The organism is Shewanella sp. ZOR0012 (assembly GCF_000798835.1).
GTDB classification, from domain to species: Bacteria; Pseudomonadota; Gammaproteobacteria; order Enterobacterales; family Shewanellaceae; genus Shewanella; species Shewanella xiamenensis.
Genome location: NZ_JTLE01000094.1, coordinates 3,140,355 through 3,157,639 on the forward strand (window position 1 = coordinate 3,140,355; position 17,285 = coordinate 3,157,639).

The following is a 17,285-nucleotide window of genomic DNA, read 5'->3' on the forward strand; positions in this document are numbered from 1 at the left end:
GTCAGAAAATTATGATTAATCATCTAGACGCCTAGATATCCAGCAACATGAATAAAAAAGGGACTAAACAGTCCCTTTTTAAACTCATTTGGTTAACGAAACAGTAACTATGGGCTAAAGAATCGCGATTCTTGCTCGACTTCGACTTCTTCACCATCAATATGGGTTTTCACTTTTATCTCGATGTTTGTCACTGAACGCGAAAGTTCGACCGGATCGACCCCGATACTAATAGGTAGAGTTAATACCTCTCCACCAGCAATCGTCACTGAGGTAGGTCCATACCACTTATAGTTGTTGAGGCCTTCAACACTCATAGTGTATTCATGAGCTTGCTCTGTCTTATTCAGGATCTTCAAGGTGAAGGTGTTTTCAATCAAACCTCGATCATTTTCTCGATAGAGTTGATTACGGTCGCGGATAATATCCATACGCACAGGCGCAATTGTCGCACTCGCATAGATAAAGATAAGTATCATCGCGGCCAGCACCACACCATAACCCACCAGCTTCGGACGCAGTACCTTCTCTTTAATACCTTCGAGTTTATTTTCGGTGGTGTAACTAATCAGCCCTAGAGGGTATCCCATCCGCTCCATGGTTTGGTCGCACGCATCAATACAGGCACCACAGTTAATACATTCATATTGCAAGCCATTACGAATATCGATACCGGTAGGGCAAACCTGAACACAAAGGTCGCAGTCAATACAATCTCCTAGACCCATTTCTTTGGGGTCGGCTTTACGTGAGCGCGGGCCGCGGGTCTCACCGCGTTTTGCATCGTAACCAACGATATAGGTGTTTTTATCAAACATCGCCGATTGGAAACGCGCGTAAGGGCACATATGGATACACATGATTTCACGCATCCAACCCGCATTACCGTAGGTCGCTAAGGTAAAAAACACCACCCAGAAGTAGATTGCGCCTGATGCATTAAGGGTAAATACATCGACATAGACTTCACGGCTCGGCACAAAATAGGACACAAAGGTCATTGCTGTGATGAGTGAAAGCACTATCCATGCAGTGTGTTTTGCGGTTTTGCGCCAGATTTTGTCAAAACCCCATGGCATTTGATCTAACTTAATACGCTTATTACGGGCACCTTCGAGTTTTTCCTCAAACCAAATGAACATAAACGTCCAAACGGTTTGCGGGCAAGTGTAACCACACCAGACTCGGCCGAGATAGGTTGTCACAAAAAATAACGCAAAGGCGGCTATCATAAAGAGAGCGGCAAGTAAGGTCAGATCCTGCGGCCAAATCGTTAAGCCAAAGACATGGAATTTCTGCTCAGCGAGGTTAAACCATACGGCTTGACGGTCGCTCCAAGGGATCCAAGGTAATATCAGGAAGAAGAGCATTGCTATCCAGCCCATGCGGCGGCGTAAACTACTCCATAATCCATCGATTGCACGGACATAAATCCGATTACGGGGGTTAAAGCGATCAGCCTTATCTGCATCAGGCTGGTGAATCTTAATTCGATTGGTTTTCGAATAGTCCTTGTTATTAGATTCTGCGTTCATCGTGACAGCCTTTTACTGCTTTAATATTGGACGAAAACTGGCTTATTATACCCATATTATTAATGGTTATTCACTTATGTTGGACTAAAAGATGAAAGGTTGGATCATATTAGCGCTCCTTTGTGGTGCATTATATTACTTATACACTGAAACCGACAAACTAGATGCACCTATAGCAAAAACAGAGGAAATGGTTCAAAAGATAGAAAGCAAAGTGAGCTCAGCAATGGGCACTCAGATAATTAAAATTAATCAAAATCTCACGAAAGCACGAACAGAGATATTGGAACGGTTATCAGCATCTGAGGCTGAAGAGTTTAATAAAATCCCACTCACCGAAGATGGCATTGCAGATTTTAAAGAAAACTACTGCGGCACTACAGCCACTGAGCATCCCATTTTTAGCCGAGATAACTTGCTATTTATCTGCGATAACCTCTAATTCCACTAACAGGCAAACGGAATTTTGCAATTCATCACTAAGCATGGTGCTTAGACGATTGACCAGAAACATGATTCCGCCTAGCCTTTGAGCTTCAATTATATAGGCCTTGCATCATGACTAAACCAGTATCAGATATTTTTGATCCCACACTGTGGGATGAAGTCGACGGATTTAACTTCGACGATATTACTTACCATAGAGCCAAAGCCCACGGCACAGTGCGTATCGCCATCAATCGCCCAGATTGCCTCAATGCCTTTCGTCCAAAAACGGTTGATGAGTTATATATCGCCCTCGATCACGCTCGTCAATGGTCCGATGTAGGTTGTGTATTACTCACTGGCAATGGCCCCTCGGCCAAAGGACAATATTCGTTTTCCTCGGGTGGCGATCAACGTATTCGCGGCAAAGATGGCTATAAATATGAAGGCGCCGAAGAGGGCAAAGCCGATTTAGCCAGAATGGGGCGTTTACATATCCTCGAAGTCCAACGATTGATCCGCTTTATGCCAAAAGTAGTGATCGCGGTCGTGCCTGGTTGGGCCGTGGGTGGCGGACACAGTTTGCATGTGGTTTGCGACTTAACCTTAGCCTCCAAGGAATACGCCGTCTTCAAACAAACCGATCCCGATGTCGCGAGTTTCGACTCAGGCTATGGCAGTGCTTATCTTGCCAAGATGATTGGCCAAAAGCGCGCGAGAGAAATTTTCTTCTGCGGCTTTAACTACAGTGCCGATGAAGCCTTTGCCATGGGAATGGTGAATAAATCTGTTCCCCATGCCGAACTCGAAGTCGAAGCATTAATGTGGGCGAAAGAAATCAACTCAAAATCGCCAACGGCGATGCGGATGTTGAAGTACGGCTTTAACATGACCGACGATGGCATGGTCGGCCAGCAACTGTTTGCGGGTGAAGCCACACGTTTAGCCTATGCCAGTGCCGAAGCTCAAGAAGGGCGTGATGCCTTCCTTGAGAAACGCGATCAAGACTTCTCAGCCTTCCCTTGGCATTACTAATCACGACTCATTGCAGTATAAAGCCCTCAACAGAGGGCTTTATACTTTCTAACGCTTATAGATAGAAAAAACCGTTTAAACTAATCTCAAAATACGGCTTTAAATTTTAATGAGAATTGTTATCATCTAATCATTCCCAAAAGGGGCTTACATTAGAGGATAGAATCATGACCAAGACACTTACTTTTGCCGTATTACATTTCAGCGTTGCTTTTACTGTCACTTATTTATTAACAGGCAGTGTGCTTGTTGGTGGGGCAGTCGCCTTAGTAGAGCCCGCAATTAACACTGTGGTATTTTATTTCCACGATAAAGTATGGAAACGTTTAGAAGCAAAAAAGCAACACGCGCTTGATGCAATAACAGCTTAATAGCCTAAGCCACCAGCACATACTCTAATCAAGCCCCAATAAAAAACCGCCATTTAGGCGGTTTTTTATTGCTTCCAATTTATTCCACCGTCACCGATTTAGCGAGGTTTCGCGGTTGATCCACATCGGTGCCCTTAATTAACGCAACGTGATATGACAGCAACTGTAATGGAATAGTGTAAATCAGCGGCGCCATAAAGATATCGCAGTGTGGAACCGGGATAACCTTCATAGTCTCGTCAGACTCAAACTCAGCATCCACATCGGCAAACACATACATTAAACCACCACGGGCACGCACTTCTTCAACGTTAGATTTCAGCTTTTCTAACAGTTCGTTGTTTGGCGCCACCACTATGACGGGCATGTCGGCATCAATCAAGGCCAGTGGGCCATGTTTCAGCTCGCCAGAAGCATATGCCTCAGCATGGATATAGGAGATCTCTTTAAGTTTCAGCGCACCTTCCATCGCAATAGGGTACTGATCGCCACGGCCAAGGAATAAGGCATGGTGTTTGTCGGCAAAGTCTTCCGCCAATTCAGCAATCGCATCATCTAAGCCTAATGCTTGCTCCACTTTGGCAGGCATAGACTGTAGGCTTTGAGTGATCTCGGCCTGCATTTGCTCCGACATGCCATTATGGCGACCGATCACCGCAGTCAGCATTAATAAACCCGCTAATTGCACGGTAAAGGCTTTAGTTGAAGCAACGCCAATTTCGGCGCCAGCTTTCATCATGTATGCCATGTCAGACTCACGGACTAAGGAAGAGCCTGGTGCGTTACAGATAGTTAGCGTCGCCTTATAGCCCATTTCTTTGGCTAGACGCATCGCCGCCAGCGTATCGGCGGTCTCGCCGGATTGAGAAATAGTCACCAACAGGCTGTTGGGGAATAAATGCGACTTGCGGTAGCGGAATTCGGAGGCGATTTCGACATTACAAGAAACGCCAGCCCAATCCTCTAACCAATAACGCGCAGCCATACCCGCATGGTAGCTAGTACCACAGGCAATAATCTGTACGTGTTTAATATCTTTTAAGAATTCAGCGGCATTATCACCAAAAGCCGTGTCGAGCACTTGTTTGTTGGCGATGCGGCCTTCAATAGTACGCGTCAGTGCCAGTGGCTGCTCATAGATTTCTTTGAGCATATAGTGGCGATATTCACCTTTGTCACCGGCATCGTGGGTGATTTCAGATTCTTTAACTTCGCGCTCAACTTTATTGCCATGCACATCGAAAATGCTCACTGTGCGACGAGTCACTTCAGCCACGTCACCTTCTTCTAAAAACGCGAAAGAACGGGTCACAGGCAACAGCGCCAATTGATCAGACGCGACAAAGTTTTCACCTAAACCAAAACCAATCACCAGTGGACTGCCGGAACGCGCGACGACCATGCGCTCGCTGTCGCGGCGGTCAATCACCACAGTGCCATAAGCGCCTTCGAGTTGTTTAACCGTGGCTTGCACCGCGGCCAGTAAGGTGTCGTGCGTTTTTAATTCGTGATGAACTAAGTGGCAAATCACTTCAGTATCGGTATCAGAGCTGAAGTGGTAGCCGTGTTCTTTAAGCATTTCACGCAGTTTATGATGGTTTTCGATAATGCCATTGTGCACAACGGCAATATCGCCTTTAGATAAATGTGGGTGAGCATTGCGCTCGCTTGGCTCACCGTGGGTCGCCCAACGTGTATGCGCAATACCAGTGCCGCCCGCTAGCGGATCGGTTTCGAGTGCCGTAGAAAGCTCCTGCACTTTACCCACGCGGCGGGTGCGATTGAGTTCGCCATTGTGGATCACCGCAACACCCGCAGAATCATATCCACGATATTCTAAACGACGTAAACCTTCGACCAGAATTTCGGCCACATCCCTTTGCGCCACGGCGCCAACGATTCCGCACATAGTTTTTACCTATAAAATGAAAAATAAAAATGAAGTTGTTTGAGTCATTTGCTCTGGCTTATCACGGGCAAATGCCTAAGGCGAGTAGGGCGCTAAGATGACTTTCACGCCTTGCTCGGTAATTTGGTTAAGGGCGCTCTCTTCGATGCGCTCATCGGTGACTAGTACACTGATTTGCGACCAAGGTAGTTCTAAATTAGGGATCCGCTTGCCTATTTTGTCCGAATCCACCATCACGATGACTTCACGGGAAACCTCAGCCATCACCTTACTTAAACCCGTCAGCTCATTAAAGGTGGTGGTGCCTCGCGCTAAATCGATACCGTCGGCACCGATAAACAGTTGGTCAAAGTTATAGGAGCGTAATACCTGTTCGGCCACTTGCCCCTGGAACGACTCGGAATGCGGATCCCAGGTTCCACCGGTCATCAATAGGGTCGGCTCATTTTCAAGTTCGTGAATCGCGTTAGCCAAATGCAGAGCATTGGTCATTACCACCAGCCCACGTTTTTGGTTGAGTTCAGCAATTAAGCCTGAAGTGGTGGTACCGCTATCGATAATGATGCGATTGTGATCTTTGATCAGCTGCGCCGCTGCTTTAGCAATAGATAACTTATTAGGAGCAATCTTGGCAGAAAACTGCTGCGTTACTTCATCGGGAATAGCCACAGCACCACCGTAGCGGCGCAGCAATAGTCCAGTTTTTTCAAGTTCTGCCAAGTCTTTACGAATAGTCACTTCTGAAGTTTCGAAACGTAATGACAACTCATCGACACTCACTTCACCCTGTTCATTCAGAATGCTAATAATACTGTGACGTCGTTGCTGTGTATTTCGTTTATTCATAAAACCTTTCAGTTAACTTTCGATTCGAAAGATATATTATAAAGAAACGAAACATTTTTGCTAGTATTCGAAAGATAATTTCGAATCAAGATGGGTAGCCTTTAAGTTGGATTAATTAACTTAATGAAAAATAATAAAAAAGCAGTTCACCCAAAGGTAAACCGCTTTAATTGTATGAAACTTAAAAAGGGGAACTGAGCTTAAAACTTAGCTTCAAGTGCCACGCTGAAGTTACGATCTTGGCCGATAGTGACCATCTTATCGCTACCACCATCTAAGTATTCAGTATCAAATAGGTTTCTCACGTTTGCACGGATGCTAACGTCTTTACCCATAATATCCATAGTATAAGCAGCACCAACATCAAAACGGACGTAACCATCTTTGGTGATAGTGTTAGCAGTATCAGCAAAACGCTCACCAACGTAGATAGCACCAAAGTTCATCGCAAAGTTGTCAGTTACTTCGTAACGAGTCCAGATATTGGCAGACCATTCAGGGGCATCAATAGGAGTATTACCTTCACGAGCATCACCCGTTTGATATTCAGCATCTAAATACATCATCGATGATGTCACAAACCAGCTATCTCCAATTTTGCCTTGGGCACCCATTTCAAAACCACGGTGCTTTTGCTCACCGCCTTGGGTAGTGATATCAGTATAATCACCAATAGGCGTTGGCAATTTTTCTGAAATGGTAATGTTTTCAAGTGTGATATCGAATACCGCTGCCGTTAGCAGCAAACTATCGTCAAACAGTTCCCACTTTGTTCCCACTTCATATTGAATACCGTATTCAGGCTTTAGGTTAAGTTTGTTATTGATATCGTATTCGTTATTCACTGCACCTTGTGGGGTGAAGCTTTTTGAATAGTTGACATAAATACTGCCATTATCCATAGGCGAATAAATCACCCCGAATTTTGGCGATACAGCATAGCTATTTTCCCCTTCACCGTCTTTTTTCTGCTCGTCATAACGTACACCTGCAAGCAATTTCCATTGTTCGTTGATAGTCATTAAATCTTGCAGATAGAAACCGTAGTATTTGTATTCGCTTGGAGCACTTAATTTACCCTGATGGTAATCAAGGTCAGGCTGAACAACTGGTTGTCCAGGGATCACTGTTTGAGTTGCACCACGAGCGATTTGTTGCTGGTAGAAGTAATCTAAATAGTTGGCACCAATAAGGAATTGATGTTCCAAGCCTGCTAATTCAAACTCGCCCGTAAAATCAATATAAGCAGTTTTATGCTGCCAATCGTCATATCGATCAAAAGGCTTGATGCTATACCCCTTGGTGAAGGGATCTGCCGCATAAACAGGGGCAGAGTCGAAACGTTGGCGATTAAATTGTTGATCGTTGTAGCCGACTTTAACTTTCCAGTCGTTACTCATTTGCCAAGTCAGATCTGCACCTAAATTTGAAACAGTATTATCGGTAAAGGCCCAAGGCGCGTCCCATACGGTTTTACGCTCGCCAATCACATTGCCTTGTTTATCTAACCAACCACCCGCATCGATGCCCGCTTTGTCTTGGGTATGGTCGTACTTAACCGATAACAAAACATCATCACTGATATCAAATTCTAAGTTTAAGTAACCCAACCAACGATCACGCTCTTGGTTTTCATTAGTAGTTGAATATTCGCGCCAGTATTTAGTGTCTTGTTTAACTAACACACCACGATAACGAATGCTTTGAGCATCGTTTAAGCTGCCTCCCGCATCTAACTGCGCACGGGTAGAGCCGTAGCCATCAGTATCAAAACCTAAATCGAGCATTGAATCATAGGTCGGCTTTTTGGTGACCATATTAACCAAACCGCCAGGACCGGATTGGCCATACAACATACTTGAAGGGCCTTTTAGTACCTCAACCTGTTGTAGCGTTTCAATAGGTTGAACGTAATGAGACCATTGCTGGTGGCCGTTGATGAGATAACCGTTGCCCGAATCGAGTTCGAAGCCACGAATACTGAAGACTTGGCGGTTCCAACGAGTAGTACCCGCCGTTACGCTCGAATCGTTAACTAAGACTTCCGCAAGGTTAGTTGCTAATTGTTCATCGGTAACAAAATCAGGGATAACATTAACGGACTGCGGGGTATCCATTAAGTCAATATCGCCACGCATAGCGCCCGATGCGCTACCGACTTTATAATCGTTAAAAGTACGGCCTGTTACATTAATACGTTCAATGTTTGCATCGTTTGGCGCTTCTGCCATAACAGGCATCGCCATTAATACAGCCCCAACGGCCAAACCTACAACTGAATATTTAAATACCATTGCCAACACCTCAAGTAGACCTTTCGTCTTAGAATTGCAGGCAATATAAATAAGAATTGTTTTTATTTAATATTCTTTACATGAATTTACAGTTTCGCGTGACTTAGATCAACTTTGAATAAAAACAATGAATTACCCATAACACCACAGTATTAATTCAACATTAATTTAGCTGATTTTTATTTGGTGAGGATTTTGACCTTTGACAAAAAAACATAAAGCGGCTAATTGCCGCTTTGTATAACAAAAAATGAAGCCGTTACTTCTTAATCTTTACCGGACGTTGCCAGCCAGTCAGATGTTTTTGCTTAACACGGGTGATCACTAGCTCATCCTCACCCACATCACGGGTAATTGTTGACCCCGCACCAAGCGTCGCGCCTTTACCAATGGTCACCGGCGCCACCAGCTGAGTATCACTTCCCACAAACACATTATCTTCAATCACGGTTAAGTGTTTATTGGCACCATCGTAATTACAGGTAATAGTGCCCGCACCAATATTCACACCCGCACCGATTTGCGCATCGCCTAAATAGGCTAAGTGACCCGCCTTAGACCCCACACCTAAAACGGCTTTTTTCATCTCAACGAAGTTACCGATATGGGCATCTTGCATTAACTCAGCACCGGGGCGTAAACGGGCAAAAGGCCCCGCACTGGCTGCTACGCCGAGTTTAGCGCCTTCGATAATAGAGTAAGGTTTGATCTCGGCATTGTCGGCAATTTCACAATCGATCAGAATCGCGCCAGCACCAATGCTGACATTGTTGCCAATCACCACTTTACCTTCGAAAATCACGTTCACATCGACCATCACATCCATACCCACGGTCACTTCACCACGGATATCGATACGGCTTGGATCGCGCAAATTAGCGCCAGCAATCATCAGCTTTTCGGCTTCACGGGCCTGATAAGCGCGCTCAAGTTGTGCAAGCTGCACGCGGTTATTGGCACCTTCCACTTCGATAGCAGATTGCGGCTGAGCAGTATTAATCTCAACCCCATCGGCGTGGGCCATGGCGATAATATCCGTTAGATAGTATTCACCTTGGGCATTGTTATTCGATAGGCGACCAAGCCAGGTTTTTAATGCATTACCAGGAACCGCCATAATGCCCGTGTTAACTTCATTAATAGCAAGTTGCTCGGGATTAGCATCTTTTTGTTCGACAATACCGACAACCTTGCCCTGCTCGCGCACGATACGGCCATAGCCAGTAGGATTGGTTAGATTGACGGTTAAAATCGCCACACCATTATCGGGACGCGCAGCGAGCAAAGCTTCAAGTGTAGAGGCTTGGATTAACGGCACATCACCGTAAAGGATCAGCACAGTATCATTATCATCGATATTAGGAATCGCCTGAGCGACCGCATGGCCAGTGCCTAACTGCTCGGCTTGCAACATCCAATTGAGTTGCTGCTCACCCAAAGCGGATTTTAATTTATCGGCACCGTAGCCATAAACGAGCTGTATAGCATCACTGCCAATATGGTGTGCAGTATCAATCACATGCTGCACCATGCTCTTATGAGCGATAGGATGTAATACCTTAGGAAGATCCGAGCGCATGCGAGTTCCTTTTCCTGCTGCCAAGATCACTACATTTAATGCCATTGCCATATCCTTGATTAACATCCCAAAGGGATAAACTGAGCTCGATTTAATGGCGCAATTTTAACGGAAAGGCGCAGCAAAGCGAAAGGCAGATCTCAAAACGCAGCGAAAAAACCAACAAAAAAGGCGGGTATCTTTCGATAACCGCCTTTTATCACAAACAATAACCTTTATCTGGCAATGTTTTTCTTGATGGTTTCAACAACACGTAATTGAGCCATTGCTTTCGCTAACTCAACCATAGCGGCATCATAATTAAAGTCCGCACCCGCAGTTGCCATATGGGCTTCTGCACGACGCTTGGCTTCTAATGCTGCCTGCTCATCAATATCTTTGGCACGCATAACCACATCAGCTAACACAGAAACAGAAGAAGGTTGTACTTCCAGTAAACCACCAGAAAGATAAAACACTTCTTCGCTGCCGTCTTGTTTGACGATGCGCGCCATGCCAGGTTTGATATAGCTTAACAGTGGAGCGTGGCCATGCATGATGCCCAACTCACCTTCAGAACCGGTCACTTGTAGGCTAGCTACGCGACCTGAGAAGATGCTGCTCTCTGCACTTACTATATCAAGCTGTACTGTCATGGCTGCCATCCCGTTCTCCTTAAAAAACTAAGTATGACTACTTAGTTATTTCTTTTTGTTAGCTTTCTCGACAGCTTCGTCGATAGAACCAACCATGTAGAACGCTTGTTCTGGAATGTGGTCGAACTCGCCACTCAGAATTCCCTTAAAGCCACGGATAGTGTCTTTCAGAGAAACGTACTTACCAGGAGAACCAGTAAAGACTTCTGCTACGTGGAAAGGCTGAGACAAGAAACGCTCAATCTTACGTGCACGGGAAACGGTCATCTTGTCATCATCTGACAATTCGTCCATACCGAGAATCGCAATAATGTCTTTCAGCTCTTTGTAGCGTTGCAGAACAGTTTGTACACCGTTAGCTACGTCATAGTGCTCTTGACCAACCACTAATGGATCTAATTGACGAGAAGTCGAATCCAATGGGTCAACCGCTGGGTAAATACCCAGAGAAGCGATTTGACGTGACAATACAACAGTCGCATCTAAGTGAGCGAAGGTTGTTGCTGGTGACGGGTCAGTCAAGTCGTCCGCAGGTACGTATACCGCTTGTACAGAGGTAATAGAACCCGTCTTAGTTGAAGTAATACGCTCTTGCAGAACGCCCATTTCTTCAGCCAGAGTGGGTTGGTAACCTACCGCAGAAGGCATACGACCTAACAGTGCTGATACTTCAGTACCGGCTAGGGTGTAACGGTAGATGTTGTCAACGAACAACAGTACGTCACGACCTTCGTCACGGAACTTTTCAGCCATAGTCAGACCGGTCAGTGCTACACGCAGACGGTTTCCTGGTGGCTCGTTCATTTGGCCATAAACCATGGCTACTTTGTCGAGAACGCCAGAATCTTTCATCTCGTAGTAGAAGTCGTTACCCTCACGAGTACGCTCACCTACACCAGCGAATACAGAAAGACCTGAGTGAGCTTTAGCGATGTTGTTAATCAGTTCCATCATGTTAACTGTCTTACCAACACCCGCACCACCGAACAGACCTACTTTACCACCCTTAGCGAATGGACATACAAGGTCGATAACCTTGATACCCGTCTCTAACAGTTCAGTCGTGTTTGATTGCTCTTCGTATGAAGGAGCGCTGCGGTGAATCACATAACGTTCTTCTTCGCCAATTGCACCAGCTTCATCAATAGGGTCGCCTAAAACGTTCATGATACGGCCAAGAGTGGCGGTACCAACAGGAACAGAAATAGGTGAACCTGAGTTTACTACCTCAAGACCACGACGCAGACCATCAGAAGTACCCATAGCGATGGTACGAACTACACCACCACCTAGTTGTTGCTGAACTTCCAGCACCAAACCATTACAGGAGCCTTCACCTGTGATCTTCAGAGCGTCATATACCTGAGGTACGGCATCTTGTGGAAACTCTACGTCCACAACCGCGCCAATCACTTGGACAACAGTACCTGTGCTCATGATTAATCCTCTAAAACTTGTATTCGTTACCTAACCTAAACCGCAGAGGCACCAGAAACAATTTCCGACAGTTCTTGCGTAATCGCAGCCTGACGAGCCTTGTTATAGACCAATTGCAAATCGTCAATCAGTGTACCCGCGTTGTCCGTTGCCGCCTTCATCGCCACCATACGGGCAGCTTGTTCGGAAGCAATGTTTTCAACAACACCTTGGTAAACCTGAGATTCTACATAACGAACCAATAAGGTATCCAAAAGGGCTTTTGGATCAGGTTCGTAGATGTAGTCCCAACGATGAGCAACCTCATCATCTTCCGATTTAGGCAAAGGTAGCAGCTGCTCGATCACAGGAGTCTGCGTCATAGTGTTTACAAACTTGTTGAACACTACATACAGACGATCCAGTTTGCCTTCGTTGTAAGCATCTAGCATCACACGTACTGTCCCGATCAGGTCAGCGAGCTTTGGCGCATCGCCTAAACCTGAAGCATGGGCAGAAACCTGTCCACCGAAGCTTTTGAAAAACTGCACACTACGAGCACCAATAGGACAGAATTCAAATTCTGCACCTTGCTCTTTCCAGCTTTTCACGTCTGCAACAACCTTTTTAAAGAGGTTGACGTTCAGACCACCACAAAGGCCACGGTCGGTTGCCACAACAATGTAACCAACCCGCTTAGCCTCTCTCACCTCTAAGTAGGGGTGTTTATACTCGAGAGAACCTTGCGCTACGTGACCGATCACCTTACGCATGTTTTCCGCGTATGGACGGCTCGCAGCCATGCGTTCCTGCGCTCTGCGCATTTTGCTGGCTGCCACCATTTCCATGGCGGACGTGATCTTCTGAGTGTTTTTTACACTCGCGATCTTGGTTTTAATCTCTTTAGCGCCGGCCATCTCTACTCTCCAATCTGGACCTGAGGTGTCTTAAGACACCTCTATCATTGTTACCAGGTTTGGGTTGCTACGAACTTGTCGAGGCCAGCTTTTAATTCAGCTTCGATATCGGCGTTATAATCGCCAGTCTCGTTGATAAGCTTGATTAAAGCAGCATGCTCGCTGTTCATGTACGAGAGCAGAGCGGCTTCGAAATCACCAACTTTTTTCAGCTCAATGCCCTTCAGGTAACCTTTTTCAGCTGCGAAAATAGACACAGCTTGAGCAGCTACACTCATAGGAGCATATTGTTTTTGCTTCATCAGTTCGGTAACACGCACACCATGCTCTAGCTGAGCACGAGTTGCATCGTCTAAGTCAGATGCAAACTGTGAGAACGCAGCAAGTTCACGATACTGTGCAAGAGCAGTACGAATACCACCAGACAGTTTCTTGATGATCTTAGTCTGAGCCGCACCACCAACACGAGAAACAGAAATACCTGGGTTAACCGCTGGACGTAAGCCAGAGTTAAACAGATCAGTCTCAAGGAAGATCTGACCGTCAGTAATCGAAATTACGTTGGTCGGTACGAATGCAGATACGTCACCCGCCTGAGTTTCAATAATAGGCAGCGCGGTTAACGAACCGGTTTTACCTGTTACTGCACCTTTAGTGAACTTTTCTACATAATCTTCGTTTACGCGTGAAGCACGCTCTAGTAAACGAGAGTGTAGATAAAATACGTCACCAGGATAAGCTTCACGGCCTGGTGGACGCTTCAATAGTAACGAGATCTGACGGTAAGCAACTGCTTGCTTAGACAGGTCATCGTATACGATCAGAGCATCTTCACCACGATCGCGGAAGTATTCACCCATAGCACAACCAGAGTACGGTGCTAAGTATTGCAGCGCAGCAGCTTCAGAAGCTGTAGCAACCACAACGATAGTGTTAGCTAATGCACCGTGTTCTTCTAGCTTACGCACTACGTTAGCGATAGTAGAAGCCTTTTGGCCTACTGCTACGTATACGCACTTAATGCCAGAATCGCGCTGGTTGATGATTGCGTCGATCGCCATGGCTGTTTTACCAGTTTGACGGTCGCCAATGATCAATTCACGTTGGCCACGACCGATTGGGATCATAGCGTCAACGGCTTTATAACCAGTTTGAACGGGTTGATCTACTGACTTACGCTCGATAACACCAGGAGCAATCACTTCAATAGGAGAGAAACCATCGTTGTTGATAGCTCCTTTTCCGTCAATAGGCTCACCCAGAGTGTTAACTACGCGGCCTAACAGGCCACGACCGACTGGAACTTCCAGAATACGGCCAGTAGTTTTAACTTTTACGCCCTCTGCTAAATCAGCATAAGGGCCCATTACTACGGCACCGACAGAATCACGTTCAAGGTTCAACGCGATTGCAAAACGGCTACCAGGCAGTTCGATCATTTCACCTTGCATCACATCGGCTAGGCCGTGGATGCGGATAATGCCGTCACTAACCGCAACGATAGTACCTTCGTTACGAGATTCGCTAACGACTTCGAACTGCTCGATCCGCTGCTTAATCAGATCGCTGATTTCAGTGGAATTCAGTTGCATGCTCAAACTCCCAATTACGACTGCAGCTTTTCAGACAGACGCGATAACTTACCGCGGACAGAGCCATCAATGACTAAGTCACCTGCCTTAATGATTACACCGGCGATAAGCGCGGCGTCAGTGCTGCAATTCAGCTTAACTTTGCGTGCGAGACGTTTCCCTAAAGAAATACTGATCTGCTGCTGTTGTTCAGAGCTGAGCTCAGCTGCAGAAACCACATCGGCTTCCACTTCTTTTGCCCACTCATTACGGTATTGAGCAAAAAGCTCAGATACAGCAGGTAGTACCTTTAAGCGACCGTTTTCAGCCATTACCTTTATCAAGTTTTGACCTTGCTCATTGATTTGCTCACCACACACACTGATAAAGAGTGCGGCGAGTTTGGTGCTGGCTAAAGAGCCAGTCAGCAGTGGCTGCATGGTTTCGTTTTCACTAACCAATGCGGCAAACGTGAGCATTTCAGCCCAGGTATCCACTGCGTTGTGTTCAACAGCAACGTCAAAAGCTGCCTTTGCGTAAGGGCGAGCGATGGTGGTTAATTCAGCCATAACTCAAACTCCCTTATCAAATTTCAGCGACTAGTTTATTAACTATGTCACTGTGGGCGGCTGGATCAATAGAACGCTCAAGGATCTTCTCAGCACCCATGATGGCAAGAGTAGCAACCTGCTTACGCAGATCCTCTTTCACGCGATTACGTTCAGCTTCAATTTCTGCTTTACCCTGAGCGATGATTTTGGCACGCTCAGCGTCTGCTTCGGCTTTAGCTTCTTCCACTATTTGAGCTTTACGCTTGTTAGCTTGCTCAATAATTTCGTTAGCCGTCACCTTGGCTTCTTTTAGTTGGTCAGTCGCTTTCGCTTGAGCCAACTCTAGGTCTTTTACCGCACGATCAGCATCAGCTAGACCGTCAGCAATCCTTTTTTGGCGCGCTTCGATGGCATTCATCAAAGGGGGCCATACAAACTTCATGCAGAACCACACGAAGATGATAAAGGCGACCGTCTGACCGATTAGGGTAGCGTTGAAATTCACAACAGCCTCCTATTTAGAGTTAAGACAGAAGCGTTTTCTTACAGCATTGCACCCAGTGGGTTGGTGAACAGCATGAATAATGCGATACCAACACCGATCATTGTTACGGCGTCTAACAGACCCGCTACGATGAACATTTTAACTTGCAGCATAGGAGCCATTTCTGGTTGACGCGCAGCGCCTTCCAGGAACTTGCCACCTAATAAGCCGAAACCGATTGCAGTACCAAGAGCACCCATACCAATCAGCAGAGCAACAGCGATAGCTGTCATGCCTAAAATCGTTTCCATCTGTATCTCCAGTATCTAAAATCTAAATCTAATTAGTTGATGATTTAGTTTAAAATTTCTTCAGCAATCCTTAATGATCTTCATGGGCCATGCTTAAGTAAACAATGGTCAACATCATGAAGATAAACGCCTGCAGCGTGATAACCAAAATGTGGAAAATTAACCAACCTAGTTGCAGAGTCACACCTAGGGAAGATAATAACAAGTTGGTACCATACATCAGCGCAATAAGGATGAAGATCAACTCACCTGCGTACAAGTTACCAAATAGACGCAATGCCAATGAAATTGGTTTAGCGATTAAGGTAACAGTCTCTAATAGGAGGTTGACGGGTATCATTGCCTTATGGTTAAAGGGCTGTAGCGTCAGTTCTTTAACAAAACCAGACACGCCTTTGACCTTAATGCTGTAGTAAATAATCAGCACAAACACACCGATAGCTAAGCTGAAGGTGATGTTTACATCAGTCGTCGGAACCACTTTTAAGTATGGAATTCCCGCTAAACTTGCTAGCCAAGGCAGCCAGTCTACAGGGAGCATATCCATGAAGTTCATCATGAATACCCATACAAAAATGGTCAGAGCTAAAGGCGCGATCACGGCATTGCGGCCATGAAAACTTTCTTTCACGCTGTTATCAACGAACTCCACGATCATCTCGATAAAGCATTGCAGCTTACCGGGAACACCTGAAGTCGCTTTTTTACCAACACTACGGAAAATCCACAGGAACAGAACACCAAGACCAACCGAAAAGAACAACGAATCAATGTGCCATGTCCAGAAGCCTTCACCAACGTGTAGGTTGGTAAGGTGATGCTGGATATAGCCCTGCGGTGTTAACGCTTCACCAGTTGCAGCCATGATTCATCCCACTTAACTTTGCTTGAAGTATAAAGGAGCTGTCCAATGCACGATCAACGTCAGCACGTAACAAACAAAAAGAGGCATAAATGCGACCTTAAGATTGATAAACACTAGCGAAAACATTGCGATGGTTAACAGCAACTTTACCGCTTCCCCCCAGTAAAAAGTTTTAATCACTTTTGCAGCTGAACTTGCTCCCGTATGGGAGAAAGCGAGGGTCGCGAATACAAAATTAGGGAGCACAGCAATTGAACCACCTGCTAATGCAGAATAGCCAAACTGAACTCCCCACACGACGAAAAAGAGAATTGAAGCACCCCCAGCCACCGCCGCCTGCATCATCACCAATTTATAGGCTGACCACCGGCCACGACGCGCTAAAACCTTACTCAACTCATCCTCTCCGCATTTATACTTTTTGTTTCGATGACCGGATGACAAATATCCGTATTTATGTCGATGCACAAAAAGCTTGCGAAAGTATACCTTTTCACGCCTTCATTGCAACTTTGAGATAAGGAAAAACAGCACTTTTAA

General features: G+C 45.7%; 17 protein-coding genes. 3 read left to right on the forward strand and 14 right to left on the reverse strand.

What is annotated here, in order from left to right; translation table 11 throughout:
* Positions 1-107: 107 nt before the first annotated feature.
* Positions 108-1,535 (reverse strand): cytochrome c oxidase accessory protein CcoG, encoded by a 1,428-nt coding sequence (ccoG, locus tag L976_RS15450; RefSeq protein ID WP_047538104.1) that lies wholly within the window; start codon positions 1,533-1,535, stop codon positions 108-110.
* A 91-nt stretch (positions 1,536-1,626) separates the two neighbouring features.
* On the opposite strand from ccoG, the gene L976_RS15455 reads away from it, so the two are divergent.
* The 3 genes from L976_RS15455 (at position 1,627) to L976_RS15465 (ending at position 3,367) form a co-directional block, all read left to right on the forward strand.
* Positions 1,627-1,977, forward strand: coding sequence for a hypothetical protein (locus L976_RS15455; RefSeq protein ID WP_037424115.1), 351 nt, complete (start codon positions 1,627-1,629; stop codon positions 1,975-1,977).
* Positions 1,978-2,093: 116 nt separating this feature from the next.
* On the forward strand, positions 2,094-2,996 hold the full coding sequence (locus L976_RS15460; protein ID WP_047538107.1) for a 1,4-dihydroxy-2-naphthoyl-CoA synthase: 903 nt from the start codon (positions 2,094-2,096) through the stop codon (positions 2,994-2,996).
* Positions 2,997-3,163: 167 nt separating this feature from the next.
* A complete protein-coding gene (locus tag L976_RS15465) occupies positions 3,164-3,367 on the forward strand; it encodes a DUF2061 domain-containing protein (protein WP_047538110.1) in 204 nt (67 codons plus the stop codon).
* A 79-nt stretch (positions 3,368-3,446) separates the two neighbouring features.
* Here the strand turns inward: L976_RS15465 and glmS are convergent, their stop codons facing one another.
* The 13 genes from glmS to L976_RS15530 form a co-directional block, all read right to left on the reverse strand.
* The gene (gene glmS, locus L976_RS15470) at positions 3,447-5,276 is read right to left on the reverse strand and encodes a glutamine--fructose-6-phosphate transaminase (isomerizing) (protein WP_047538114.1); all 1,830 of its coding nucleotides are present in this window, start codon (positions 5,274-5,276) and stop codon (positions 3,447-3,449) included.
* A gap of 75 nt (positions 5,277-5,351) precedes the next feature.
* On the reverse strand, positions 5,352-6,122 hold the full coding sequence (locus tag L976_RS15475; protein WP_047538117.1) for a DeoR/GlpR family DNA-binding transcription regulator: 771 nt from the start codon (positions 6,120-6,122) through the stop codon (positions 5,352-5,354).
* Positions 6,123-6,322: 200 nt separating this feature from the next.
* The gene (locus tag L976_RS15480) at positions 6,323-8,416 is read right to left on the reverse strand and encodes a TonB-dependent siderophore receptor (RefSeq protein WP_047538120.1); all 2,094 of its coding nucleotides are present in this window, start codon (positions 8,414-8,416) and stop codon (positions 6,323-6,325) included.
* A 259-nt stretch (positions 8,417-8,675) separates the two neighbouring features.
* Positions 8,676-10,040, reverse strand: coding sequence for a bifunctional UDP-N-acetylglucosamine diphosphorylase/glucosamine-1-phosphate N-acetyltransferase GlmU (gene glmU / locus L976_RS15485; RefSeq protein ID WP_037413421.1), 1,365 nt, complete (start codon positions 10,038-10,040; stop codon positions 8,676-8,678).
* Between the two features lie 170 nt (positions 10,041-10,210).
* A complete protein-coding gene (locus L976_RS15490; RefSeq protein ID WP_011624645.1) occupies positions 10,211-10,639 on the reverse strand; it encodes a F0F1 ATP synthase subunit epsilon in 429 nt (142 codons plus the stop codon).
* 36 nt (positions 10,640-10,675) lie between these two features.
* Positions 10,676-12,067 (reverse strand): F0F1 ATP synthase subunit beta, encoded by a 1,392-nt coding sequence (gene atpD, locus L976_RS15495; RefSeq protein ID WP_037413426.1) that lies wholly within the window; start codon positions 12,065-12,067, stop codon positions 10,676-10,678.
* A 35-nt stretch (positions 12,068-12,102) separates the two neighbouring features.
* Positions 12,103-12,963 (reverse strand): F0F1 ATP synthase subunit gamma, encoded by an 861-nt coding sequence (atpG, locus tag L976_RS15500; RefSeq protein ID WP_037413431.1) that lies wholly within the window; start codon positions 12,961-12,963, stop codon positions 12,103-12,105.
* Positions 12,964-13,013: 50 nt separating this feature from the next.
* The gene (atpA, locus tag L976_RS15505; RefSeq protein WP_037413433.1) at positions 13,014-14,555 is read right to left on the reverse strand and encodes a F0F1 ATP synthase subunit alpha; all 1,542 of its coding nucleotides are present in this window, start codon (positions 14,553-14,555) and stop codon (positions 13,014-13,016) included.
* 14 nt (positions 14,556-14,569) lie between these two features.
* The gene (gene atpH, locus L976_RS15510; protein WP_037413434.1) at positions 14,570-15,103 is read right to left on the reverse strand and encodes a F0F1 ATP synthase subunit delta; all 534 of its coding nucleotides are present in this window, start codon (positions 15,101-15,103) and stop codon (positions 14,570-14,572) included.
* 16 nt (positions 15,104-15,119) lie between these two features.
* On the reverse strand, positions 15,120-15,590 hold the full coding sequence (gene atpF, locus L976_RS15515; RefSeq protein WP_011624650.1) for a F0F1 ATP synthase subunit B: 471 nt from the start codon (positions 15,588-15,590) through the stop codon (positions 15,120-15,122).
* 38 nt (positions 15,591-15,628) lie between these two features.
* Positions 15,629-15,880: a F0F1 ATP synthase subunit C gene (gene atpE, locus L976_RS15520; protein ID WP_006083840.1), complete on the reverse strand. Its 252-nt coding sequence runs from the start codon at positions 15,878-15,880 to the stop codon at positions 15,629-15,631.
* A 70-nt stretch (positions 15,881-15,950) separates the two neighbouring features.
* Positions 15,951-16,745 carry a F0F1 ATP synthase subunit A gene (gene atpB / locus L976_RS15525; protein WP_037413438.1) on the reverse strand — a complete coding sequence of 265 codons (795 nt, stop codon included), beginning with the start codon at positions 16,743-16,745 and terminating at the stop codon, positions 15,951-15,953.
* Positions 16,746-16,757: 12 nt separating this feature from the next.
* Positions 16,758-17,141 (reverse strand): ATP synthase subunit I, encoded by a 384-nt coding sequence (locus L976_RS15530; RefSeq protein WP_011074336.1) that lies wholly within the window; start codon positions 17,139-17,141, stop codon positions 16,758-16,760.
* Positions 17,142-17,285: the final 144 nt, after the last annotated feature.

Bases quoted from the DNA above. Each gene is read 5' to 3' on its own strand.
- L976_RS15455 (WP_037424115.1), top strand. From the start codon at position 1,627: ATGAAAGGTTGGATCATATTAGCGCTCCTTTGTGGTGCATTATATTAC.
- L976_RS15460 (WP_047538107.1), top strand. From the start codon at position 2,094: ATGACTAAACCAGTATCAGATATTTTTGATCCCACACTGTGGGATGAA.
- L976_RS15480 (WP_047538120.1), bottom strand. From the start codon at position 8,416: ATGGTATTTAAATATTCAGTTGTAGGTTTGGCCGTTGGGGCTGTATTA.
- glmU (WP_037413421.1), bottom strand. From the start codon at position 10,040: ATGGCATTAAATGTAGTGATCTTGGCAGCAGGAAAAGGAACTCGCATG.
- atpH (WP_037413434.1), bottom strand. From the start codon at position 15,103: ATGGCTGAATTAACCACCATCGCTCGCCCTTACGCAAAGGCAGCTTTT.
- atpD (WP_037413426.1), bottom strand. From the start codon at position 12,067: ATGAGCACAGGTACTGTTGTCCAAGTGATTGGCGCGGTTGTGGACGTA.
- atpB (WP_037413438.1), bottom strand. From the start codon at position 16,745: ATGGCTGCAACTGGTGAAGCGTTAACACCGCAGGGCTATATCCAGCAT.
- L976_RS15475 (WP_047538117.1), bottom strand. From the start codon at position 6,122: ATGAATAAACGAAATACACAGCAACGACGTCACAGTATTATTAGCATT.
- atpA (WP_037413433.1), bottom strand. From the start codon at position 14,555: ATGCAACTGAATTCCACTGAAATCAGCGATCTGATTAAGCAGCGGATC.
- ccoG (WP_047538104.1), bottom strand. From the start codon at position 1,535: ATGAACGCAGAATCTAATAACAAGGACTATTCGAAAACCAATCGAATT.
- L976_RS15465 (WP_047538110.1), top strand. From the start codon at position 3,164: ATGACCAAGACACTTACTTTTGCCGTATTACATTTCAGCGTTGCTTTT.
- atpG (WP_037413431.1), bottom strand. From the start codon at position 12,963: ATGGCCGGCGCTAAAGAGATTAAAACCAAGATCGCGAGTGTAAAAAAC.
- glmS (WP_047538114.1), bottom strand. From the start codon at position 5,276: ATGTGCGGAATCGTTGGCGCCGTGGCGCAAAGGGATGTGGCCGAAATT.
- atpE (WP_006083840.1), bottom strand. From the start codon at position 15,880: ATGGAAACGATTTTAGGCATGACAGCTATCGCTGTTGCTCTGCTGATT.
- L976_RS15490 (WP_011624645.1), bottom strand. From the start codon at position 10,639: ATGGCAGCCATGACAGTACAGCTTGATATAGTAAGTGCAGAGAGCAGC.